Below are 23,588 nucleotides of genomic sequence, written 5' to 3'. Positions count from 1 at the left end.
GACATCCGAGGGGCCGTCGGCGCGGGCACGGGCCCTGTGCGGCGGCGCGTCGGAGGGCCCGTCAGGGCCTCGGCGGTGGCAGCGCTCAGACAGCGGGAAGCTGTCAGACGGCGGGGAAGCTGAAGGTGTACCCCTGCTGCGCCAGCCAGGGCAGCACCTCCTTGAGAGCGCTCACCGTCTGGGCGCGGTCGCCTCCTCCGTCGTGGAAGAGCACGATCGGGCCGTTCTTGAGCTCGTGCTTCACCGTGTTCACGATGGTCGCGGTGCCGGGCTGCTTCCAGTCCTTGGTGTCGACGTTCCAGCCGAGCGGGCGCATCCCGTGGATGGCCGAGATGTGCCGGTTGTCGGGCGTGAAGGCGCCGCCGGGCGCGCGGAAGTACTGCACCTTGGCGCCGCCCGACGCCCCCTCGATCATCTTCTGGGCGTCCAGAACCTCGGTGCTCTGGTAGGCGACGGGCTTCTTGTTCATGGCCTCGTCGTGGCTGACCGTGTGGTCGCACAGCCGGTGGCCGGCGGCGACGATCTGCTTGACCAGGGCGGGGTTCGCCTTGGCCTGCGGGCCGATCATGCAGAAGGTGGCCTTGACGCCGTACTGCTTGAGGACCGCGAGGATCTTCGGCGTCCAGACCGGGCTGGGGCCGTCGTCGATGGTGATCGAGACGGACTTGCCGCCGCTCTCGGTGGCGTGGTCGATCGTCTCCGATATCCCGGCGGTGCCGGGCGGCGCCGCGGGACCGGTGGCGCCGCGCGAGCCGTCCGAGCCGTCCGGGGCGCTGTCGTCGCCGGCCGGCCGCGACGGCGTGGCCGGCCGGCCGCCGGGCTTGTCGTCGGAGTTCGAGGTCGCCGTGGAGTGGGCGAGGATGGGGCCGGGACCGTCGGCGGATGTGTCACTGCCGAGGAACACCGCGGCGGCGACGCCGCCCGTCATGACGACGGCCGCGGCGGCGGCCATCACGATGCGGCGTGTGTGGGCAGTCGATCGCGCCATGGTTTCCCCATCCCCTCGGTACGTGCCGGTTCGGCAGCGGAGCTTCACCAGTCGGCCACGATCGCACGGTCGCGCTCGAATCCCGAAATGTGAATTCTCCGGCCGGTTACGGACGGAAAACACCCCTGTCCCGGCAACTTCCCTCGCCGGCAAGGGGGTTGACGAGAGCTCAGCGATCCGAGGTGTCCGGTGCGGGCGCCGCGCGCCGGGACCTTGGTCCCTAACGCGCAAGCAAAGACCGCACCAAGGGTCTTTCCGGTTCCCTCTCCCAGCAGGCAGTTCACCGGCGGTTCACCCGGGACCTTCGTCCCCGGCCCGGCGCTTCCCGTACGAGAGCCGCGTCACGCCGTACGGGAGTGGCGTCGTGCCGCCGCTCGGGGCGCCCCTCGCCGGCGCCCCTCGCCGGACGCGGCCGGTCAGAACTCGTCGACCGTGTGCGGCAGTTCCGCGGTGCGCAGCGCCGCGTCCAGGGCCGCCGCCGCGCCCGGGGTGTGCTCGGTCACCAGGCCCGCCGCGACCAGACGGCGCACTTCGGTGCCGCCGAGGTAGCAGGCGGCCAGGTCGCGCACGTCGAAGGTGAGGTCGGGCGCGGCCGGGGTCGGCTCGTAGGTGCAGCCGTGCGCGGACGCGGTCAGACGGAAGCGGCCGGAGTTGGCCGGGATGCGGTCGTCGCGGACGTCGAGGGCGAGGAAGATCTCGTCCGCCCAGGAGCGGGCGGTGAGCGCGGCCCGTACGTCCACCAGACGGATCCACAGCGCGGGGAACTGGGCGACGGCCTTGACCTGGTCCCGGTCGGTGGCGAACAGGAGCAGCGGGTCGTCCGGCGCGAGGCCCCAGGCGCGGACGGTGCCGGTGAGGTCGATGCCGGCGAGGTAGTTCCACAGCGCGGCCTCGGCGGCCGGGGTGTCCGCGGCCAGCTCGGCGACCTGGACGGTGCCGGGCTTGGCGGGGTCGTCCTCGCGCCGGGTGCGGTAGAGGGCGTATCCGGCGAGCGGTTCGCCCAGGGCGCCTAGCCCGACGATGCGGGGCGGGCCGAGCTCTTCGTCGTCCTCGTCGTTCTCGGGCAGCCACTCGCCGCGCCAGCGGTCGGCGTCGCGCGCGACGCGGCCGGCGCGGCGGGCCCGGGTCGCCTCGTAGTAGGGGCCGAGTTCGGCGGGGACGTCCGCGGGGTCGATGAGGCGCAGGGCGCGCGGGTCGGGGTCGACGCGCAGGGCGAGCGGGCGGGTGGAGTCGATCTCGACGGAGGTGCCGTAGGTGCCTGCGCCGAAGCCGAACCGGCCGTAGATGGCGGCTTCGGTCGCCCACAGCGCGGCGATGGGGCGGCCGTGCTCGGCGCAGCGCCGGAACACCTCGGCGATCATGCCGGAGAGCACGCCGCGGCGGCGATGGGTGGGGGCGACGGAGACGAACGTGAGCCCGGGGCAAGGGAGTTCGCCACCGGGCACGGACAGGGTGAAGCGGTGGGCGACGAGGAAACCGACGAGCGCGTCGCCGTCGTAGGCGCCGACCCGGTCGCAGCGCAGCACCATCGCGCGGTGGTAGGCACGCTTTTCCGGCTCGTCGGGCCGGTCGTGATAGACGAGCCACCAGAGTTCCAGCGCGCGGTCGACATCGGACTCGGGTACGTCGCGGAAGTGCAGCTCGCTCATGGCGGGACCCTAACCCGTACGAAACGGGCAGTCACTCACAGAACGGGCGGGTCGGTCGGGGGCGGGCACCGGGGTGTGCGTCGGCGTGTGTGGCGTGGCGCCGGACAACCTGCGCGGCGGCCACCGACGCAGCCGGCCACGGCGCCCCAGGTGCGACCTGGACGACACGCGACCTACTCCACTACGCGACTACGCGACTACGCGACTACGCGACCGACCCTATGCGCCGCCCCGTCGGCCCCGCGCCGTCGTGGTGGATCGGGGTGTGTGCTCCGGCCAGCGGGACGCCGCTGCCGCCGCGCCGGTTCGCGACGATCTCCGCGGCGATGGAGAGCGCGGTCTCCTCGGGCGTACGGGCCCCGAGGTCGAGGCCGATCGGGGAGCGCAGCCGGTTCAGTTCGAGCTCGGAGACGCCTGCCTCGCGGAGCCGCCTGTTGCGGTCCAGGTGGGTGCGGCGCGACCCCATCGCGCCGACGTAGGCGAGCGGCATCCTGAGAGCGCGTTCAAGCAGCGGGATGTCGAACTTGGCGTCGTGGGTGAGGACGCACAGGACCGTGCGGGAGTCCACGGTGGTGCGCTCCAGGTACTTGTGCGGCCACTCGACGGCGATCTCGTCGGCGTCGGGGAAGCGGGTCCTGGTCGCGAAGACGGGCCGGGCGTCGCACACGGTGACGTGGTAGTTGAGGAATTTGCCGACGCCTACCAGGGCGGCGGCGAAGTCGATGGCACCGAAGACGATCATGCGCGGGGCCGGGACGCTCGATTCGACCAGGACGGTGAGCGGCTGCCCGCACAGGCGGCCGTCGGCGCCGAGGGAGAGCGTGGCGGTGCGGCCCGCGTCGAGCAGGGCGACCGCTTCGTCGGCGACGGCGCGGTCGAGTTCGGGGTGTCCGCCGAGCACACCCTCGTAGTCGCCGTCCGGGTGGACGAGCAGGGCGTGGCCCATGAGGTCGGCCGGGCCCTCGGTGACGCGGGCGACGGCGGCGGCCTCGCCGCGGGCCGCGACGGCGAGCGCGGCGGCGAAGACCGGCCGGGCGGCGGAGTCCGCCCGGACCGGGGTGATGAGGATGTCGATGACGCCGCCGCAGGTCAGTCCGACCGCGAAGGCGTCCTCGTCGCTGTATCCGAAGCGTTCGAGGACGGTTTCGCCGTCGTCGAGCGCTTGTTGGCACAGTTCATAGACCGCGCCCTCCACACACCCGCCGGAGACCGAGCCGATCGCCGTACCCTCGCTGTCGACCGCGAGGGCGGCTCCTGGCAGTCGGGGCGCGCTGCCGCCGACGGCCACCACGGTGGCCACGGCGAACTCGCGTCCCTGCTCGACCCACCGGTTGAGCTCTTCGGCGATGTCCAGCATGTTCGGTTCTCCTTACGGATGTGCGGAGGGCACCAGCGGCACGGCCGCTACTTGACGCCCAGCCAGTTCTCGATCGGATGGAGCGCGAAGTAGATGGTGAAGACGGCCGTCAGGGCCCACATGAACCCGCCGATCTCGCGCCACTTGCCCTGGGACGCCTTGATCACGGTGTAGGCGATGACACCGGCGCCGACACCGGCGGTGATGTTGTACGTGAACGGCATCAGGGCGACGGTGAGGAACACCGGGATGGAGACCGACCGGTCGGTCCAGTCCACGTGCTTGGCGGCGCTCATCATCATCGAACCGATGACCACGAGGGCCGCGGAGGCGACCTGGGCGGGAACGAGCTGGGTGACCGGGGTGAAGAAGAGGCAGGCCGCGAAGAAGAGGCCGGTGACGACCGAGGAGAGACCCGTACGGGCTCCCTCACCGGCGCCGGATGCCGATTCGATGAAGACGGTCTGGCCGGAGGCGCCGGCGACGCCACCGATCGCACCGCCCGCACCGTCGATGAACAGTGCCTTGGACAGGCCCGGCATGCGGCCCTGCTCATCGGCGAGCTTGGCTTCCTGGCCGACGCCGATGATGGTGGCCATCGCGTCGAAGAAGCCGGCGAGCACCAGAGTGAAGACGATCATGGTGACGCCGATCGCACCGATGGAGCTCCAGCCGCCGAACTCGACGTGACCGAAGAGGCCGAAGTCGGGCGTGGAGACCGCGCTGCCGTTGAGGCCGGGAGCGGTGCCGCCCCAATCCGCGTCGGTCAGACCGGCGACCTTGGTGACCACGAAGGCCAGGACGCTGCCCGAGACGATGCCGATCAGGATCGCGCCGGGGACCTTGCGGGCCTGGAGCGCGAAGATCAGCAGCAGGGTGATGGCGAAGAAGAAGACGGGCCAGCCGACGAGCTGACCGGTCAGGCCGAGGGTGACCGGCGGCCCGTGTTCGGGGCCCTTGCCGACGAACCCCGCCTTCACCAGGCCGAGCAGGGCGACGAACATGCCGATGCCCATGGTGATGGCGTGCTTGAGCGCCAGCGGGATGGCGTTCATGATCATCTCGCGGAGGCCGGTGACGACCAGGAGCATGATCACGACGCCGTACATGACACACATGCCCATGGCCTGCGGCCAGGTCATGTTGGGGACCACCTGCGTGGTCAGGGCCGCGGAGACGTTCAGTCCGGCGGCGAGTGCGAGCGGAACCTTTCCGATGAAGCCCATCAGCAGGGTGCTGGCCGCGGCCGCGATCGCGGTGGCGGTCACCAGGCCGGCGTGACTCAGCGTGTGCTTGTCGACGTCGGGCGTCGAGAGAATCAGGGGGTTGAGCAGGAGGATGTAACACATCGCCATGAAGGTGGTGATGCCGCCGCGCACTTCCTGCGCGAGCGTGGATCCTCGCTCGGATATGTGAAAGTACCGGTCGAGCCAAGACCTGCCGGCGGAGGGACGGGAGCCGGAGCCCGCGTCCTCAACGGTGGTCTTGGGCTCCACAGACTGCTGGGTCATGGTGCCTACTCCCAAGGTTCACAGGGGCACCCGCATAAGACTTGAGTCCTCAGGTCAGACAAGCTGCGGGATTTGGGATTGCTGCGTGGGCTGCACGACCCGGGGGACGGCCCGAGACGAACGGTGTCTGCTCCTGCGGGGGTACCTACGGGTACCGCAGTGCAGATGGCTACGGGTGTTGCTGGTGTGACTCGGTAACGCTGGTGGTGCTGATGGTGCTGTTACTGCCGGTGTTGCGGGTGGTGCCTGTATTTCTTGTGTTGCCGGTCTTGCTGGTCTTGCTGGTCTTGCTGGTCTTGCTGGTTACGAGGACCGCGAGCGGTGCGGTACTGGTGTGCTCCGGGCGGTGCGGGCGTCGGAAGTGTGACGTTCCTGGGAGGCACGCACCGCCCGGAGGGCTTGGGGGATCCCGGGGGCTCAGACTCCGTTTCCCGTGAGGTGCTCGGGGCGGACCGGGGTCTTGTTCAGCGCCAGACCCGTCGCGTCCCGGATCGCCGCGAGGACGGCCGGGGTGGACGAGAGGGTCGGAGCCTCGCCGACACCGCGCAGGCCGTACGGCGCGTTCGGGTCGGCGAGCTCCAGGACATCGACCGGCATCGCCGGAGTGTCGAGGATGGTCGGGATCAGATAGTCCGTGAAGGACGGGTTGCGTACCTTCGCGGTCTTCGGATCCACGATGATCTCCTCCATCACCGCGACGCCCAGCCCCTGGGTGGTGCCACCCTGGATCTGACCGACGACGGAGAGCATATTGAGGGCCTTGCCCACGTCCTGCGCGGTGGCGAGCTCGACGACCTTGACGAGGCCGAGCTCGGTGTCCACCTCGACCACCGCGCGGTGCGCGGCGAAGCTGTACTGGACGTGACCGTTGCCCTCGCCGGTGACCAGGTCGAACGCCTGGGTCGGGCGGTGCCGGAACTCCAGCTCCACATCGATCTCCTCGCCCTCCAGGACGTCCGCGAGGTCGGCGAGGACCTCGCCGCCGTCGGTGACGACCTTGCCGGCTTCGAGCAGGAGCTCGGCCGTGGCCCAGGCGGGGTGGTAGGAGCCGAACTTGCGGCGGCCGATCTCCAGCACCCGGGCCCGGACGGCCTCGCAGGTGTTCTTCACGGCGCCGCCGGTCATGTACGTCTGCCGGGAGGCGGAGGTGGAGCCGGCGGAGCCGACCTGGGTGTCGGCCGGGTGAATGGTCACCTGCGCGACACCCAGCTCCGTGCGGGCGATCTGGGCGTGCACGGTGACACCGCCCTGACCGACCTCCGCCATGGCCGTGTGGACCATCGCGACGGGCCGCCCGTTGATCACTTCGAGGCGCACCCGGGCGGTGGAGTAGTCGTCGAAACCCTCGGAGAAGCCGACGTTCTTGATGCCGACCGCGTAGCCGACACCCCGGACGACGCCTTCGCCGTGCGTGGTGTTGGACAGGCCGCCGGGCAGGGCGCGCACGTCGGCGGCCTCGCCGGCCGACAGCCACTGCTGCTCGGGCGGCAGCGGGCGGGCCTTGACGCGGCGCAGGAGTTCGGCGACCGGGGCCGGGGAGTCCACGACCTGGCCCGTCGGCATGATCGTGCCCTGCTCCATGGCGTTGAGCTGTCGGAACTCGACCGGGTCCATGTTCAGCTTCGCCGCGAGCCGGTCCATCTGGGCCTCGTAGGCGAAGCAGGCCTGGACGGCGCCGAAGCCGCGCATCGCGCCGCAGGGCGGGTTGTTGGTGTAGAGCGCGATCGCCTCGATGTCGACGTTGTCCACGACGTAGGGACCGACGGAGAGCGAGGAGGCGTTGCCGACGACGGCCGGGGAGGCCGAGGCGTAGGCGCCGCCGTCCAGGACGATCCGGCACGTCATGTGCGTGATCCTGCCGTCCTTGGTGGCGCCGTGCTCGTAGGAGAGCTTCGCCGGGTGGCGGTGCACATGGCCGAAGAAGGACTCGAACCGGTTGTAGACCATCTTGACGGGCTTGCCGGTGCGCAGTGCCAGGAGGCAGGCGTGGATCTGCATCGAGATGTCCTCGCGGCCGCCGAAGGCGCCGCCGACGCCGGAGAGCGTCATACGGATCTTCTCCGGCGGCAGTCCGAGGACCGGGGCGATCTGCTGGAGGTCGGAGTGCAGCCACTGGGTGGCGACGTACAGGTCGACGCCGCCGTCGTCGGCGGGCACCGCGAGGCCGGACTCCGGGCCGAGGAAGGCCTGGTCCTGCATGCCGAAGGTGTACTCGCCCTGGACGATCACGTCGGCGCGTGCGCGCGCCTGTTCCACGTCGCCGCGGACGATCGGCTGGCGGTGCACGATGTTGGGGTGCGGGACGTGCGCGGCGTGGTGGTCGTCGCGGTTCTCGTGGATCAGCGGCGCGTGCGGGGCGGTGGCCGAGGCCTCGTCCGTGACGAGCGGCAGCTCCGTGCACTCGACCCTGATCTTGGCGGCGGCGCGGCGTGCGGTCTCCGGGTGATCGGCGGCCACGAGGGCGACCGGCTCGCCGTGGTGACGGATGCGGCCGTGGGCCAGGACCGGGGTGTCCTTGATCTCCAGGCCGTAGTGCTTCACCTTGGCCGGCAGGTCGTCGTAGGTGAGCACGGCGTACACGCCGGGCATCGCGACGGCCTCGGTGATGTCGATGTTCTCGATCCGGGCGTGGGCCACGGTGGAGCGCAGGGTGTGGCCCCAGAGCATGTCCTCGTGCCACATGTCCGAGGAGTAGGCGAACGCGCCGGTGACCTTGAGGGTGCCGTCCGGACGCAGGGTCGATGCGCCGATGCCGCCCTCGACGTGGTTCTGGGACACGTTGGTGGGTGTGCCGGCCGGTGTGGTGCGGGTTTCGCGCGCCATGGTCACACCGCCTCTTCCTGACGGGCGGCCGCGAGGCGGACCGCGTCCAGGATCTTCTCGTAACCGGTGCAGCGGCACAGGTTGCCCGAGAGCGCCTCGCGGATGTCGGCGTCGGACGGCTCGGCGTTGCGCTCCAGGAGCTCGTCGGCGGCGACCAGGAGACCCGGGGTGCAAAAACCGCACTGCACGGCGCCGGCATCGATGAAGGCCTGCTGGATCGGGGCGAGCGCGTCCGCCTCTCCAGTCTGCCCGTCCTCGGCCCGCGAGCCGAACTCGTCATCGGGTCCGTGGGCCGACCAGCGCCGGGCGGCGTCGATGGAGGTACCGCGGGCGCCCGGGTCGCGGCCGGCGGCGGCGCGGTGGGCGGCGTAGTCGGCCAGGCCCTCCACGGTGACGACCTCGCGGCCCTCGGCCTGACCGGCCGCGACCAGACAGGCACAGACGGGCACGCCGTCGAGACGGACCGTGCAGGAGCCGCACTCGCCCTGCTCGCAGGCGTTCTTCGACCCCGGAAGCCCCATGCGCTCGCGCAGGACGTACAGGAGGCTCTCGCCCTCCCAGACGTCGTCGGCCTGCTGCTCGCGCCCATTGACCGTGAAGTTCACGCGCATGGTCATGCAGCTCCTTCCAGGGTGCGGCCGTCGCCGCGGTAGGACTCCCAGGTCCACATCAGCGTGCGGCGGGCCATGACGCCGACGGCGTGCCGGCGGTAGCTCGCGGTGCCGCGGACGTCGTCGATCGGGTTGCAGGCGGCCGAGGCGAGCTGGGCGAACTGCTTGGCGATCGACGGGGTGATGATCTTGCCGTTGTCCCAGAAGCCGCCTTCGTCGAGCGCCGCGTTGAGAAATTCTTCGGCGGTCTTCGCCCGAATGGGGGTAGGGGCGGCCGAACCGATGCCGGTGCGGACCGTGCGCGTGGCGGGGTGCAGGGCCAGGCCGAACGCGCAGACCGCGATGACCATGGCGTTGCGGGTGCCCACCTTGGAGAACTGCTGGGGCCCGTCCGCCGTGGGGATGTGGACCGCCTTGATCAGCTCGTCCGCCGCCAGGGCGCTGCGCTTGACGCCCTTGTAGAAAGCGTCGATCGGGATCAGCCGGACACCGCGTGCCTGCGACTCGACCTCGACGTCGGCTCCGGAGGCCAGCAGCGCCGGGTGGGCGTCACCGGCCGGCGAGGCGGTGCCGAGGTTGCCGCCGACGCCGCCGCGATTGCGGATCTGCGGGGAGGCGACGGTGTGCGAGGCGAGTGCCAGGCCCGGCAGTTCGGCGCGCAGGTTCTCCATGATCTCGGTGTACGGAACGGAGGGGCCGAGCCGGACGCTGTCCGCTCCGACCTCCCACTGGGCCAGCTCGCCGATGCGGTTCAGGTCCAGCAGGTACTCGGGCCTGCGGTGATCGAAGTTGATCTCGACCATGATGTCGGTGCCACCCGCGATGGGCACAGCGGTGGGGTGCTCGGCCTTGACGGCGAGCGCCTCCTCCCAGCTGGCGGGGCGAAGGAAGTCCATGACTGGCTCCTCTTCTCAAGATCGCGGTGTTCCGTGGGCGACCCGCGTGGCAGCGGGTCTTCGGCATCCAGGTCGTTCATCTGTTGTTAACGCGGTGTGAGATCAGTACACAAGCCACGATCCCTCGGGTGCAGTCACCGAAACCATGAAGCAGTTGGCTGGTCTCCGCTCACGTTCTGTAGATTCGTATGAAAGGCGGTGCTCTGTTGACCCACCGTCTTCCAACGGCAACATCAAGACAGATCGGCGGCGACACGCGATGCGGCTGCGCGCACTTCTGGAAACCGACGCGCTGGGGCTGCGGCTGCTCGGCGGCGAGGACGAGCTGGACCGTACGGTGCGGGGAGTAATGACCACCGACCTGCGGGATCCGAGCCGCTACCTCACCGGCGGAGAGCTGGTTCTGACGGGTCTCGCCTGGCGCCGGGACGCCGAAGATTCTGAGCCATTCGTACGCATCCTCGCGGGTGCGGGCGTGGCCGGCCTCGCGGCCGGTGAGGCGGAGCTCAGCGCCATTCCCGATGATCTTGTTTTGGCTTGTTCTCGCCACCGTCTGCCGCTCTTCGCGGTGAATGAGTCGGTCGCGTTCGCAACGATCACGGAACATGTCGTACGGCAGGTCTCGGGCGAGCGCGCGGGCGACCTCGCGGCGGTCGTGGACCGTCACCGCAGGCTGATGACGTCGGGCCCGGCGGGGGGCGGCCCCGAGGTGGTCCTCGACCTGCTCGGTTCCGACCTCGATCTGCGGGCCTGGGTGCTTTCTCCGACCGGCCGCCAGATCGCGGGGGTCGGTGACCCGCTGCCGCCCGCGCTCGGCGCCGCGCTCGCTGCCGAGCACCTGGGTGCCACGCGCACCGGGCGCCGGGGCCCGCACCGGGCGGCCGTCGACGGAGTGACCTACTCGCTCTTCCCGATCCGCAACAACGGGCGGGGCGCCGCGCCCGCCGCCCGTGACGTGCGCGAGAGCGTGCTTTCGGACTGGCTGCTCGCCGTCGAGGCGGACGCGAGCGACTGGCCGGCCGCCCGGCTCGACCTGCTCCAGGGCGTCACCCAGCTCATCGCGGTCGAGCGCGACCGGCGCGACGCGGCCCGTACGGTGCGCCGCAGGCTCGCCCAGGAGGTGCTCGAACTGGTGCAGGCCGGCGCCGCGCCCGCCGAGATCGCGGCCCGCCTCAGGGTCGCGGCCCCGGTGCTGCTGCCCGGGCTCGGCTCTGCGCCGCACTGGCAGGTCGTAGTGGCCCGGGTGGACTGGGAGCGGGACTCGGGCGCGGAGATCGAGAGCGGCCCGGTCGCCCAGTCCCTCCTGGAGGAGATCCTCGTCGACCCCGCGGTCGTCGGCGCCGAGTCCTCCGACCGGATCGCCGTGGCCCACGCGGGCGACGAGGCGATCGCGCTCGTACCGCTGCCCCCGGTCACGGCCGAGGACGCCGAGGGCGGTCTGCACGCCGACGCGCTCCTCAACGTCGTCCGCGCGCCGCTCTCGGCGGGTCTCGCCGACGACGGCCGCCTGACACTGGGTGTCAGCGCCGCGGTGCACTCCGCTGAGGGTCTGCGCGGCGCTCTGGAAGAGGCCCGGCACGCCCGCCGGGTCGCCGCGGCCCGCCCCGGCCGGGTGTGCGCGGCCGGCCACCACGAGCTGGCCTCGCATGTGCTGCTGCTGCCGTTCGTGCCGGACGACGTGCGGCGCGCCTTCACGGCCCGCCTCCTGGACCCGCTGCGCGACTACGACCGGCGCCACCGGGCCGAACTCATCCCGACCCTGGAGGCCTTCCTGGACTGCGACGGATCGTGGACCCGGTGCGCGACGCGGCTGCACCTCCACGTCAACACCCTGCGCTACCGGGTGGGCAGGATCGAGCAGTTGACGGCCCGTGACCTGTCACGTCTGGAGGACAAGCTGGACTTCTTCCTGGCGCTTCGTATGAGCTGACAGTCGATCCCCGGCCAGTGTCGGACGATTGTGAACTCATTCACGCACCCCCCTTGGCCCGGCGTGCCATTCCGTGTTCAGATGCGGATCTACTCAGCAGCTCGATGGCGCGCTCGGGGAGGGCAACGTGGCGCTTACCGCCATGTCTGGTTCCGGAACGACTGCAGATGACGGGGATCCGCTCCAGACCGCGGTATGGCGGCTGCGCTCGCGCGGCTGCTGGACGGATGCCGCGGCGCTGCTCGAACCACATGCGGGAACGCCGGCCGGCGCCCTCCAGCGCACCGCGCTCCTCACCGAGCGCTGTGTCTACACCGAGTCCGGCTGGGCGGAGGCCGACGAGGCGCTGCGCGCCGCCGAGGCCATCGCCCGCAGCGACGAGGACCGCGGCGCCGCCGCCTGCGAGCGCGGCTATCTCGCGTACGCCTCCACGCTGTTCGGGGTGCGCGACCGGGCGGACGAGGCGCGTTCGGCGTTCGGCCGGGCCGCCGCGCTGACCGCGCCGGCCGGACGCGGCCGTGCGCTGCTCGACTTCCGCCGCGGCCTGCTCGCCGAGAACGTGGCCGACGCGCCCCAGGCCGCCCGCGCCGCCTACCGCCGCGCCCACGAGGGCGCCGAGGCGCACGGCGACATCCTGCTGCTCTCCTTCACCTGGCGCCATCTGGCCGGACTCGCCCTGCGCGACGGGGAGTTGGCGGAGGCGCGGCACGGCTTCACCGAGTCCCTGCGGATCCGCGAGGAGCTCGGCTACCTCATCGGCACGGCCCCGGCGCTCGCCGCGCTTGCCGACACCGAGGAGGAACCGGCCTCGACCCGGCTGCGCACGGAGGCCGCCCGTCTCGTACGCCTCCTCGGCGTGCCCACGTGGCTGGTGGCCCATCTGGGGGCGGTGCCACCCCCGTCACCGGCGACCTGACGGCACGTCACCTCAACGAACCCGTCAGCTCGACCAGCCCGTCAGCTCGACGAACCGGCTTGACGCGTACGGGAGTTGAGCCGAGCCGCAGCGGGCCGGATCAGAGCGCGGAACCGGTGAAGTGTTCCCGTACAAGGGCCTGGACGACCGGCAGGTTCTGGGCGCACAGGGCGTCCAGGAGGGCCAGGTGCTCGGCCGCGTCGGCCACCAGGTCGGCCCGGCGGGCGACCGGCGCCTCGGTCAGCGGCCACTGCGAGCGCCGGTGCAGATCGTCGGCGACCTGCACCAGCTGCCGGTTGCCCGCGAGGGCGAGGACCGCGCGGTGGAAGGCCCGGTCGCACTCGGCGTATCCCGCCCGGTCACCGGTCGCGGCCGCCTCGGTGGTGGCCTCGGCGAGCGGGCGCAGCTCGGCCCAGCGGGCCGCCGGCACGCTGCGGGCGAGCCGCAGCATCACCGGAACCTCGATCATGGCCCGCACCTCGGCGAGTTCGGCGAGCTCATGGGCGCTGCGCTCGGTGACCCGGAAACCCCGGTTGGGCACGACCTCGACCGCGCCCTCGATGCTGAGCTGCTGCATGGCCTCGCGCACGGGAGTCGCGGAGACCCCGAACCGCTCCCCCAGCGCCGGCGCCGAGTACACCTCGCCGGGCACGAGCTCGCCGTCGACCAGCGCGGTGCGCAGGGCGGCCAGGATCTGGCCGCGTACGGAGTGGCGATGGACGGCTCGGGGCGCGGGCGGCTCGCTGTGGGTGTGTTCGCCGCGCGCGTCGCTCCGGGTCTGGCCGGGGACGCGGGGTGACCCGGACGGAGGCATCGCCGCCTCCCGCGCGCTGCCCTGCTCCACCCCGGCCTCCTACGGCTCCGCCTGCCCCACACAGACCATAGGCGGACAAAGCGCGAGTTCAAACATCACAGCGATCGGCTAAGGTAAGCCTTACCTGTCAACGATCGCGATTAGGTGGTCCCGTATGACCGTCTCCACCTTGCTGCCCCGCCCGCTTCCCAGCCCGCCGCCGAGCCCCGTGGCGGACTCCTACGCCCGGCTCGCCGAGGTGTTCTCCGGCCTGGAGATCAGGGAGCCGGCCGAGGCGGAGGAGGCGCCCCGCGGCGCGGGCTGGGTCGGCGCGGCGGAGCTCGCGGAGGGCGGCGCGGCCCTCGACACCTTCCTGGCCTGGGACAACGCCCAGGTCATACGGGACTACGGCCACCAGGCCCGCCCCGACGTCATCGCCTCTTTCGGCTTCCACCGTTACGCCTGGCCGGCCTGCCTCCTGGTGACGGTGCCGTGGTTCCTGCACCGGCGGGTGCCGCGGATCCCGGTCGCCGACGTGGCGTTCCAGCGCACGCTCGGCCGGATGACCGTACGGGTGCGGGATTTCGCCTGTCTGCCCGGCGACCCGGCCGCGGCCCTGCCGGGGGCCCGTGTCGTACGGGACGAGGAGGAGCTGCGGGGCGAGGTACGGGCCGCGGTGGCCGACCACCTGGGCCCGGTGCTCGACGGCTTCGGGCCGCGCATGCGGCGCGGCAGGCGGGCGTTGTGGGGCATGGCGACCGACGAGATCGTGGAGGGGCTCTGGTACGTCGGCGCGCTGCTCGGCGAGGAGCCGCGCGCGATGGCCGAACTCGACGCGCTGCTCCCCGGCACCGCGAAGCCGTACGTGGGCACCCCCGGCTTCCGCGAGCTGACCGCGCCGGACGGACGGCGGCTGCCGACCCGGGACCGCGCGAGCTGCTGCTTCTTCTACACGATCCGCCCCGAGGACACCTGCGTCACCTGTCCCCGCACCTGCGACGCGGACCGGGTGGAGCGGCTCAGCGCCGCTTCCTGACTCCATGCCACCCGTACGGGTGAGCACCGGTCGAACCCAACTGGGCTGCGGGGAACGAAAGTTCGGGCCAATACCCCCTATCCGACCTCCCTCGGACTCCGTTGGCGTCCTCTTGCCCCGAAACCCCCTTGCCGCCCCGTACGGCTGGAGCAGTATGGCGGCCGATACGCCCTACGCGATGCAAGGGACACCGCATGCGACTGACCGACATATCGCTGGACTGGCTGCTTCCGGGCGGCGTGATGATCGTGGGGGTCGTCGTGGCTCTGGTAGTGCTCGCGCGCGGCAAGCGCACCGCTGACAACGCCACCGGGGACGACTCGTGGGAACGCAGCGAGGAGCGCCGCAGAAGGAAGGAGGCGGTGTACGGCACCGCTTCCTATGTGCTCCTGTTCTGCTGCGCGGCGGTGGCCGCCGCGCTCTCCTTCCACGGTCTGGTCGGCTTCGGCCGGCAGAACCTGAATCTGACGGACGGCTGGGAGTACCTCGTTCCGTTCGGCCTCGACGGCGCGGCCATGTTCTGTTCCGTGCTCGCGGTGCGCGAGGCGAGTCACGGTGACGCGGCGCTCGGCTCGCGGCTGCTCGTGTGGACGTTCGCGGGCGCGGCGGCCTGGTTCAACTGGGTGCACGCGCCGCGCGGCATGGCGCACGCGGGCGCCCCGCAGTTCTTCGCCGGGATGTCGCTGTCGGCGGCGGTGCTCTTCGACCGCGCCCTGAAGCAGACCCGCCGCGCCGCCCTGCGCGAACAGGGCCTGGTTCCGCGGCCGTTGCCGCAGATCCGGATCGTACGGTGGCTGCGCGCCCCGAGGGAGACCTTCGGCGCCTGGTCGCTGATGCTCCTGGAGGGCGTACGCACCCTGGACGAGGCGGTCGACGAGGTCCGCGAGGACAAGCGCACCAAGGAGGAGAACAAGCTGCGCAGGCGCGACCAGGAAAAGCTGGACCGGGCGCACTTCAAGGCGCTCAGCCGGCAGAACCGGGCCTGGGGACGCGGCCGGGGCGGCGGCCGTCAGGTCGACGTCCAGGGGATCGGCGCGGGGCCGGGCTCCGCGCAGCCCAAGGCCGTCGCGGAGCCGGCCATAGCGGAGCCGGGACAGCTGCCCCTGCGCAACCGGCCCTCCCTGCAAGCCGTCGGGACCACCGATCCCGCGGCGGCCGGCCCGGCGTCCCGGGCCGTGGACCTCACCGCCGAGGACGACACCCAGGCCCTTCCCCGGCTCGACTCCCTGGAGCGCAAACTGAAGGACCTTGAGCAGCAGTTCGGATAACGGCGGCGGCCCGGTCCGGGCGGGGGCGGACCGCACCGCGAGGCCGCGGACCGCACCGCGAGGCTCCCTCGCGGGTGGCGGCCCGGGCAGCGCGCGTTGTTCGTCGGTGGCTTTCGATGCTCTCGACGCCGCACCGGTCGGCGCGTGCACCAGCACCGTGGCGGCGCGTGCACTAACACCTGGGCGGTGCCCCGCCGTCGAGTTCGAACCAGACGGCCTTCCCCCGGTCGTGTTCGCGCACGCCCCAGGCGTCGGCCAGCGCCTCCACGAGGAGCAGCCCCCTGCCGTGCGTACCGTCGTCGCAGGATGGCCGGTACGGCGTGGGCAGATCGGCCACGAAGTCCTTCACCTCCACGCGGAGCCCGGACTCCCCGACCACGACGGTGACCACGGCGCCCCGGTCGGTGTGGATGAGGGCGTTGGTCACCAGCTCGCTGGTGAGCAGCTCCGCCACGTCGGCCGCGTCCGCATGCGGCGACGACGCGAGAAGTTCCCGCAGCGCGCGGCGGACGTCCCGCACCGCGGCCAGGTCGGCCTGCCCCACTCTCCTGCACAGCAGACGCTGGTCCCCCTGCTGCGCATCAGGTGTCCGGACGGGCCCGCTCCCCGCGGGACCGAATCCTGCCTGATGCCCTGTCATAACCCCCACCTGCACGGTGTGACGACCTTCTTTCCCTCGAACACGCACACGGGATGCATGCCCCGCCTGGCCACGGTCACGCATCGTGATTCCGCGACAACCGAAAGAGAGTGCTCTGCCCGCCCCCGCGAGATATCTCGGCAGTACGTCAACTACCGTCGTCGGAGCGGGGGTTGGGCGGCCCGTGCGCCCGTGTCTGCGCCCCGCGCGACCCCACGTCCGAAGGCCCTCCTCCCTCGCCGTTTGGCATGTGCCGGTCGAATCAGCGCGCCCCCGCCGAGCCCGTTGACGCCCGGATACGTAGGATTCGACGCCGTTACGCGGCAGAGCCCGGCCGGGCCGAGGGGCGGGTTCCGGATCGGAGGAGGGGTTTCCGGGCGTTCGCGGGCGTTACGAGGGGCCGAGATCGGCGGTGGGCGCCGGTCGCGAATCCTCCGCGCGGACGCGGGCTTCGGGGCGGCGGCGCTGGTGAACGCCTCGGCCTGCCCCGCGCGGCGCGTTCCCGCAGGCAGGGGGCGCATCCGGGCGGCAGCGCGTGAGGCGGGCGCGCGCCGGGTGTCCACGCCCGGGCACGCCCCGATCCCCGGCAGGGTCGCACGTCCGGGGACCGACGACTCCCCGAGAGACGCGGTGACCACAAGAGGCCGCCCCATGTGCAGATGCAGCGCTCCTGAAATCGGCGTACCCGACGACCGACCGGTGCACGCAAAGCTGGGCGCGGCGCTGGGGCCCGAGCCCGTGGGTGAGGGGCGCGATCCGGTCCTCAGCACGGCTGCGGCGCGCGGCCGTGGGGTCGCGCCGTCCGCCCCGGGGCGCGTACAGCCTCTCGTACGGCGCTCCCGACCGGTTGGGGAAGACGGCGCTGCTGCATCGGTCCCACGCCGTCCCGCCCGTTCACGGGCCACCCGCGCGCACCGGCGGCCGCACAAGACGTAGGCGCGCGTACGTCCCGCGGCAGACGGCACGCTCGCCGGGGCCGATCAGTAGGGCACCGTGCCGCACCAGGTCTGCGCCCACGCCGACGCGCCGTACTTGTTGGCCGCGCGCACCGCGACACAGATCTCGTCGCCCGAGTAGGGACCGTTGATCGTGTAGCCGAGGCCGCCGGTGGAGAGGATGGTGTCCACGCTCTTCTTCGTGAAGTTGCTGCCCTTGTTGGTGTAGTGGATGTCGTAGCGGGTCGCCCTGGAGACCGCAGGCCAGCTCACGGCGATCGGCATGGAACACGCGCCGACGCAGGAGTTGGTGTACTCCAGCTTGTAGGCGGTCATGGCCGGCGGCGGGGAGCCCGCGGTCGACCCGGACGAGCCCGATGACCCGGACGAGCCGGACGAACCCGTACCGCCGGAGCTTCCGCCCGATCCGGCGTGGCCCGTGGCGCCGGAGCCGCCGACCGCTCCCCCGCCGGCGCCCCGGGTGGAGCCGCCGCCGGTCGCGCTGCCGCCGCCTCCGGAGGACACCGCGCCGCCGCCGCTCTGGGCGTTCTGCCCGTCCGCGCCGCCGACGGTGACGCCGCCCTTGCCGTCCTGCCCCTGCGTATCGCCCTTGGCCTGGTCGCTCGGCGCCGCGGACGGTGAACTACTGGCCGCACTGGGCGAGTTGCTCGCCAGAGGCGTGGCGCTGACGGCGGGCCCGGCACTCGCGCCGGCACTCGCGTGGGCGCTCGCGCTGCTACTCGGCGGCTTGCCGTGGGCGTCGTTCCTGCCGTCGCTCGCGAAGGGCTGGAGCACGGCGACCGTGCCGCCGCCGACGGTGAGCACGGCGATGACGGGGAGCACGATGAGCCTGCGCCGGCGGGGCTTCTTCTCGGGCTCGCGCGCCGTGATGGTGCCGTCCCCCACGAGCCCGTCGGGCGGCGGGGTTCCCGGCCCGAGGGCGATGGTCGCCCGGTCCACGGGCTCCTCCCGCAGGGGCTTCGCCTCCGCGTCGAGCAGCCGCGCGGACTGCTGCGCGATGCGCGCCACGACGCGTGCGGGCAGCCAGGCGCCGCGCGCGCCGCTCGGACGTGGACGTTCCGGGTCGGCCAACAGCTCGTCCACAGTGGGCCGTTGGTCGATGTCCTTCTCCAGGCACCGGGTGATGAACGCGCGCAGCGCATCGTCCTCGACACCCGACAGGTCGGGCTCGCCCTCCACGATCTGGAACATCACGGCATGCTGGTTGCTGGCCCCCTGCCCGAACGGCAGCTGTCCCGTCGCCGCGTAGGTCAGCACACACCCGAGCGTGAACACGTCGCTCTCGACCCCGGCGCTCTGGCCGCGCACCTGTTCCGGCGACATGAACCCGGGAGAGCCGACCGCCATCCCCGTGCTGGTCAGCAGGGACTCCACGGAGGTTTCCAGGGCCCGGGCGATCCCGAAGTCGATGACCTTGGCGCCGTCCACGGTGAGCATCACATTGGACGGTTTCAGGTCGCGGTGCACGATCCCCGCGCCGTGAATGTCCTTGAGCGCCTTCAACAGCCCCTCGGCCAGGGCGTACAGAGACGTGGCGGGCAGCGGCCCGTACCGCCGCACGATCTGTTCGAGCGAGAGCCCGGGCACGTATCCCGTGGCCACCCAGGGCGGTTCGTCGCCCGGGCCCGCGTCGATGACCGGCGCCGTGTACCGCTCCCCGACCTTGCGCGCCGCCTCGATCTCCCGGCGGAACCGCGCCCGGAAGTGTTCGTTGGACACGTGCTCCTCGTGCACGACCTTCACCGCGACGGTGCGCCCGCTCTCCGACCGGGCGAGGAACACCCGCCCCATGCCGCCGGCGCCGAGCCGGCCCAGCAGCAGATACGGTCCGATCCGCGCGGGGTCACTGGCCGCGAGCGGTTTGATCCCCCCGTCGACGTAATCGTCCTTGTCGCCGTGCCCGTCCCCGTTAGTACCGCTCATGATGATGTGGCTCCCCCGGCCCTTCTCGCCTGGTCATCGGCGCAACTCGGCTGAGCGTAGTCGGTGTTGGGACGCCGAGTGAAGGTGAGGACGCGCGGGGCGGGCGGGACGGTTCTGCGGGCCGGGCGGTCACTTGGCCACCACTGGGCCGTCGCCTGGGCCTCGCCTGGGCCGTCGCTGGGCCTCGCCTGGCCGTCACTGGGCCGTCGCCTGGGCCTCGCCTGGGTCGTCGCTGGGCCGTCACCCGCGTCGCCGCTGGGTCGCCGCTTGAGGGGGCTCTACGGCCTCGGGACGTTGCGGAGGTTCGAGCGGGCCATCTGGAGCATGCGGCCCACCCCGCCGTCCAGGACGATCTTGCTGGCGGAGAGCGCGAAGCCCGACACCATGTCGGCGCTGATCTTCGGCGGAATGGAGAGCGCGTTGGGATCGGTGACGATGTCGACCAGGGCCGGTCCCTTGTGCTGGAAGGCGTCCTTGAGAGCGCTCCCAAGCTGCTTGGGCTTGTCCACCCGCACTCCGTACGCCCCGGCGGCTCGCGCGATCGCCGCGAAATCGGGGTTGTGGTTGGTCGTTCCGTACGAAGGCAGACCTGCCACGAGCATCTCCAACTCGACCATGCCGAGCGAGGAGTTGTTGAAAAGCACGATTTTCACGGGCAGGTCGTACTGGACGAGCGTGAGAAAGTCGCCCATCAACATCGAGAAGCCGCCGTCGCCGGACATCGAGATCACCTGGCGGTTCCGGTCGGTGAACTGGGCGCCGATGGCCTGCGGCAGCGCGTTGGCCATCGAGCCATGGCTGAACGAACCGATGATGCGGCGCCTGCCGTTGGGCGAGATGTAGCGGGCCGCCCAAACGTTGCACATCCCGGTGTCGACGGTGAACACCGCGTCGTCGTCGGCGAGTTCGTCCAGGACCGAGGCCACGTACTCGGGGTGGATCGGGACGTGCTTCTCCACCTTGCGGGTGTACGCCTTGACGACGCCCTCCAGCGCATCGGCGTGTTTCTTCAGCATCTTGTCGAGGAACTTGCGGTCCGTCTTCACCTTCACCCGCGGTGTCAGACAGCGCAGCGTCTCCTTCACGTCGCCCCACACCGCGAGGTCCAGCTTCGAGCGCCGGCCCAGGTGTTCGGGGCGCACATCCACCTGGACGATCTTGACGTCGTCGGGCAGGAAGGCGTTGTACGGGAAGTCGGTGCCGAGAAGGATCAGCAGATCGCACTCGTGGGTCGCCTCGTACGCGGCGCCGTACCCGAGAAGCCCGCTCATGCCGACGTCGTACGGGTTGTCGTACTGGATCCACTCCTTGCCGCGCAGGGCGTGGCCGACCGGCGCCTTGACGCGCTCCGCGAACTCCATGACCTCCGCGTGCGCTCCCGCCGTGCCGCTGCCGCAGAACAGGGTGACGCGTTTGGCCTTGTCGATGAGGGCCGCGAGCTTGTCGATCTCGGTGTCACCGGGCCGCACGGTGGGCCGGGACGTCACGAGGGCGTGGTCGATCGCCTTGTCGGGGGCGGCCGCGGAGGCGATGTCGCCGGGCAGCGCGAGGACGCTGACCCCGCCCCGGCCGATCGCGTGCTGGATCGCCGTCTGCATCACGCGGGGCATCTGCTGCGGGTTCGAGATCAGCTCGCTGTAGTGGGAGCACTCCCGGAACAGCTGGTCGGGGTGGGTCTCCTGGAAGTAGCCGAGGCCGATCTCGGAGGACGGGATCTGCGAGGCGAGGGCGAGGACGGGGGCCATCGAGCGGTGCGCGTCGTACAGGCCGTTGATGAGGTGGAGGTTGCCCGGCCCGCACGATCCGGCGCACGCGGCGAGGCTGCCGGTGAGCTGGGCCTCGGCACCGGCCGCGAACGCGGCCACCTCCTCGTGCCTGACCTGGATCCAGTCGATGCCCGGGGTGCGGCGGATGGCGTCGACGACGGGGTTCAGACTGTCGCCGACGACTCCGTACAGCCGCTTGACGCCCGCGCGCCGGAGGATGTCGACGAACTGCTCCGCAACGTTCTGCTTGGCCATGGGTCCATCAACCCATGGCCCGCGCGGTTACGCCTCCCAGACCGCGACTGCCGTACGGTCGTCGGCGTAACCCTTCACCCTCAGCTGGAGGTCGGCGAGGTACTCGGCGAGGCCCGGCGGCTCGGGGCGGGCCCAGCGTTCGGCCAGCTCCTTGCCGAGAGCGCTCTCACCGCGCAGGGGTTCGGCGAGGCCTGCGCTGCACAGCAGAAGGGTGTCGCCCGGACGGGCCACCGAGGCCCGGAAGCGGAACGGTTCGCCCGGCGGCGCCGGCGGGCCGATGTAGGGGCGGGCGGGCTCGACGGTGTTCAGGTCCATCGTGAGGCGGTCCCCCTGCGGGGTCTCGGCGGGGGCGGAACCGAAGCCGACGACCGGCGCCCCGGGCACGGCGCCGGGCTCGGGCACGACGGGCTCTATGTCCTGCCACACGCCGCCGCGCAGCCGGAACAGACCGCCGTGTCCGACGCCGAAGAAGACCCGGGTGCGGCAGGCGGGATCGGCCGAGAGCAGCAGACAGCGCAGGCTCGCGGTGTACTCCTCCGGCGGCATCCCGAGCTCGCCCGCGCGGGCCCGCAGCAGGCCGTAGCTGCGGTCGGTGAGCCGGTGCAGGCCCGACTTGAGGTCGCCGCGCCGGCCGGCCCTGATGTCCTCGGCGAGCCGGAGGTGGCTGCGGCCGATGGCACCGCCGATCCAGTGGCAGGCGTCGGCGGCGGCGAGGTGGGCCCGGTCGCTGGTGCGTGCGCCGCTGGCCACCGCGACCAGCACGAGAGCGCTCTCACCGGTGCCGAAGCGGGCGGTGAGCAGGGCGTCGCGGCGGGGCTCGCCGCGGTAGCGGGCGGAGTCGCCGCGCGAGGATCCGGCCCGCAGGACGTACGCGCCGTAACGGGCGCCGTCGAGCACGGTGTCGGCGACGAGTTCGTCGAGTCCGTCGGGGCGGGCGCCCGGCAGCGCGGTGGGCTCGGCGTCGTAGGTGGGCGGCCCGTCGCCCACATGGCCGGTACGGGGCCGGGGCACCGGGGCGAACTGCTCGGGCGGCGCGGTCTGCGCCGGCCCGAATCGCTCGTCGGGCGCGGTCTGCGCCGGCCCGAACTGCTCGTCGGGCGCGGTCAGGGGCGGGCCGGGCGTCTCGACGGGGGGTGTACGCAGACTCCGCGGCGCGTTTGCGACGCGCCGTTCGCCGTCGTCCCGCGGCGGCCCGGACGGAACCGGAGGCCGCCGCGCCCCCTCCACCGGACCACCCTCCGCCCACCCGGGCGGCAGCCCGGGCACGGGCTCGACCGGAGGCGGCGGAGCGGCCGGCACGGACGCCCACCAGGGGGCCCCACTTGACGGGGCGGTGCTGCTTGGCGGGGCGGTGGTGCTTGGAGCGGTGGTGCCGCTCGGCGGGGCTGTCCCGCCTGGCGTGGTGGTGCCGCTCGGCGGGGCGGAGGGGATGTGGCCCGGCGCGGCGGTGTGGCCCGGCGCTGCGGAGGGGGCGGTGGTGGCCGGCGCCTCGGGGGTACCGCTGGGCGGTGGAGGGGCGCTGTCGCGCGGCCCGGGAGATGAAGCGCCACCGGAAGAGGCGGGAACAGTACCGCTCGGCTCAGTGGCGGGAGTGCTGCCCGGCGGATTGACGTAGGTCCCGCTGGGCGGTGTTGGCGCGGTGGCGCTCGGCGGCGCGGGCGGAGGGGTGCTCCGGGGCGGCGCGGGCGGGGGGGTGCCCCCAAGCGGGCCCCGGGGGCGGTCCGCCTCGGCTCGGCCCGGGGCCGCCGGGTCGGGTTTGGCCGGGAGCGTGGCGGACGCCGACTCCTCCCGGGCCGCCGAGCCGGGGTCGGCCAGCGGCGCAGCCGACGCCGACGCGCCCGGGGCCGCCGAAGCGGAGGAGCCCGGCGGCGCCGCAGGCGCGGCGGACCCCGATGCGTCCGGGGCCGGGCTCGGGCGGGCCGCGGTCGGCGTGGGGCCCGGCCCGACCGGCCCAGCCGGTCCACCCGGCGCCGCCCGCTCCGGAGCACCCGGAGCCGCCGTGGACCCCACCGTGTCCGACGCCGAGTCGAAGCGGTCGTCGAGGGTGTCGCCCGAACCGTCGGGGCCGGTGTCCGGGGCCGACTCGTCGTACAGCCGGTGCCACCAGTCGTCGTCCCGGGTCTGCCTCTCCCCCTGCTGACTCATGCCCTTATTGTCCACCGCCGGAGGCACCCGAAAACGGGGCATCGGGAAAATGTGCTCAACGGACAAGTGTGGCAAGGGAAGCCGAGAGCCCGCCGGGTGCCCCCACCCCCCACGGGAGGGACACC

Annotated in this window: 17 protein-coding genes; 5 read left to right on the top strand and 12 right to left on the bottom strand. The window is 72.2% G+C overall.

Features of this window, described 5'->3' with window-relative positions; all coding sequences use genetic code 11:
* Positions 1 to 103 precede the first annotated feature (103 nt).
* From AB0D31_RS08275 to AB0D31_RS08245, 7 genes are all read right to left on the bottom strand, one after another.
* Entirely contained in the window at positions 104 to 988 is an 885-nt protein-coding gene (locus tag AB0D31_RS08275) for a polysaccharide deacetylase family protein (RefSeq protein WP_362718742.1), read from the bottom strand.
* A 416-nt stretch (positions 989 to 1,404) separates the two neighbouring features.
* Complete coding sequence (locus AB0D31_RS08270; RefSeq protein WP_362718739.1) at positions 1,405 to 2,637, bottom strand: GNAT family N-acetyltransferase; 1,233 nt, start codon at positions 2,635 to 2,637, stop codon at positions 1,405 to 1,407.
* A 205-nt stretch (positions 2,638 to 2,842) separates the two neighbouring features.
* Positions 2,843 to 3,994, bottom strand: coding sequence for an XdhC/CoxI family protein (locus AB0D31_RS08265; RefSeq protein WP_362718737.1), 1,152 nt, complete (start codon positions 3,992 to 3,994; stop codon positions 2,843 to 2,845).
* A 47-nt stretch (positions 3,995 to 4,041) separates the two neighbouring features.
* On the bottom strand, positions 4,042 to 5,505 hold the full coding sequence (locus AB0D31_RS08260; protein WP_362718734.1) for an NCS2 family permease: 1,464 nt from the start codon (positions 5,503 to 5,505) through the stop codon (positions 4,042 to 4,044).
* Between the two features lie 417 nt (positions 5,506 to 5,922).
* On the bottom strand, positions 5,923 to 8,328 hold the full coding sequence (locus tag AB0D31_RS08255; protein WP_362718732.1) for a molybdopterin cofactor-binding domain-containing protein: 2,406 nt from the start codon (positions 8,326 to 8,328) through the stop codon (positions 5,923 to 5,925).
* Between the two features lie 2 nt (positions 8,329 to 8,330).
* A complete protein-coding gene (locus tag AB0D31_RS08250; protein ID WP_362718862.1) occupies positions 8,331 to 8,939 on the bottom strand; it encodes a (2Fe-2S)-binding protein in 609 nt (202 codons plus the stop codon).
* Positions 8,940 to 8,941: 2 nt separating this feature from the next.
* Positions 8,942 to 9,835 carry an FAD binding domain-containing protein gene (locus AB0D31_RS08245; protein ID WP_362718729.1) on the bottom strand — a complete coding sequence of 298 codons (894 nt, stop codon included), beginning with the start codon at positions 9,833 to 9,835 and terminating at the stop codon, positions 8,942 to 8,944.
* A gap of 259 nt (positions 9,836 to 10,094) precedes the next feature.
* On the opposite strand from AB0D31_RS08245, the gene AB0D31_RS08240 reads away from it, so the two are divergent.
* Both AB0D31_RS08240 and AB0D31_RS08235 read left to right on the top strand, forming a co-directional pair.
* Complete coding sequence (locus AB0D31_RS08240; protein WP_362718726.1) at positions 10,095 to 11,765, top strand: PucR family transcriptional regulator ligand-binding domain-containing protein; 1,671 nt, start codon at positions 10,095 to 10,097, stop codon at positions 11,763 to 11,765.
* 142 nt (positions 11,766 to 11,907) lie between these two features.
* A complete protein-coding gene (locus AB0D31_RS08235; protein WP_362718723.1) occupies positions 11,908 to 12,681 on the top strand; it encodes a hypothetical protein in 774 nt (257 codons plus the stop codon).
* Positions 12,682 to 12,781: 100 nt separating this feature from the next.
* Here the strand turns inward: AB0D31_RS08235 and AB0D31_RS08230 are convergent, their stop codons facing one another.
* On the bottom strand, positions 12,782 to 13,495 hold the full coding sequence (locus tag AB0D31_RS08230; protein ID WP_362718859.1) for a GntR family transcriptional regulator: 714 nt from the start codon (positions 13,493 to 13,495) through the stop codon (positions 12,782 to 12,784).
* A gap of 154 nt (positions 13,496 to 13,649) precedes the next feature.
* Here AB0D31_RS08230 and AB0D31_RS08225 point away from each other — a divergent pair, with 154 nt between their 5' ends.
* Both AB0D31_RS08225 and AB0D31_RS08220 read left to right on the top strand, forming a co-directional pair.
* Positions 13,650 to 14,510, top strand: coding sequence for a (2Fe-2S)-binding protein (locus AB0D31_RS08225; RefSeq protein ID WP_362718721.1), 861 nt, complete (start codon positions 13,650 to 13,652; stop codon positions 14,508 to 14,510).
* Between the two features lie 194 nt (positions 14,511 to 14,704).
* Positions 14,705 to 15,778 (top strand): DUF2637 domain-containing protein, encoded by a 1,074-nt coding sequence (locus tag AB0D31_RS08220; protein ID WP_362718719.1) that lies wholly within the window; start codon positions 14,705 to 14,707, stop codon positions 15,776 to 15,778.
* A 172-nt stretch (positions 15,779 to 15,950) separates the two neighbouring features.
* On the opposite strand, the gene AB0D31_RS08215 is transcribed toward AB0D31_RS08220, so the two are convergent.
* From AB0D31_RS08215 to AB0D31_RS08200, 4 genes are all read right to left on the bottom strand, one after another.
* Positions 15,951 to 16,418 carry an ATP-binding protein gene (locus AB0D31_RS08215; protein WP_362718717.1) on the bottom strand — a complete coding sequence of 156 codons (468 nt, stop codon included), beginning with the start codon at positions 16,416 to 16,418 and terminating at the stop codon, positions 15,951 to 15,953.
* A gap of 980 nt (positions 16,419 to 17,398) precedes the next feature.
* Positions 17,399 to 19,297 (bottom strand): serine/threonine-protein kinase, encoded by a 1,899-nt coding sequence (locus AB0D31_RS08210; protein ID WP_362718714.1) that lies wholly within the window; start codon positions 19,295 to 19,297, stop codon positions 17,399 to 17,401.
* 278 nt (positions 19,298 to 19,575) lie between these two features.
* Positions 19,576 to 21,318: a pyruvate dehydrogenase gene (locus AB0D31_RS08205; protein WP_362718711.1), complete on the bottom strand. Its 1,743-nt coding sequence runs from the start codon at positions 21,316 to 21,318 to the stop codon at positions 19,576 to 19,578.
* A 27-nt stretch (positions 21,319 to 21,345) separates the two neighbouring features.
* A complete protein-coding gene (locus AB0D31_RS08200; protein WP_362718856.1) occupies positions 21,346 to 23,133 on the bottom strand; it encodes a protein phosphatase 2C domain-containing protein in 1,788 nt (595 codons plus the stop codon).
* Here AB0D31_RS08200 and AB0D31_RS08195 point away from each other — a divergent pair.
* Positions 23,087 to 23,458, top strand: coding sequence for a hypothetical protein (locus tag AB0D31_RS08195; protein ID WP_362718885.1), 372 nt, complete (start codon positions 23,087 to 23,089; stop codon positions 23,456 to 23,458). The two genes, AB0D31_RS08200 and AB0D31_RS08195, sit on opposite strands and share 47 nt — an antisense overlap.
* Positions 23,459 to 23,588: the final 130 nt, after the last annotated feature.

The sequence above is a fragment of the Streptomyces sp. NPDC048361 genome (genome assembly GCF_040651795.1).
GTDB lineage: Bacteria > Actinomycetota > Actinomycetes > Streptomycetales > Streptomycetaceae > Streptomyces.
The sequence above is the reverse complement of the archived record's forward strand: the minus strand, read 5'-3'. Positions and strand labels throughout refer to the sequence as shown.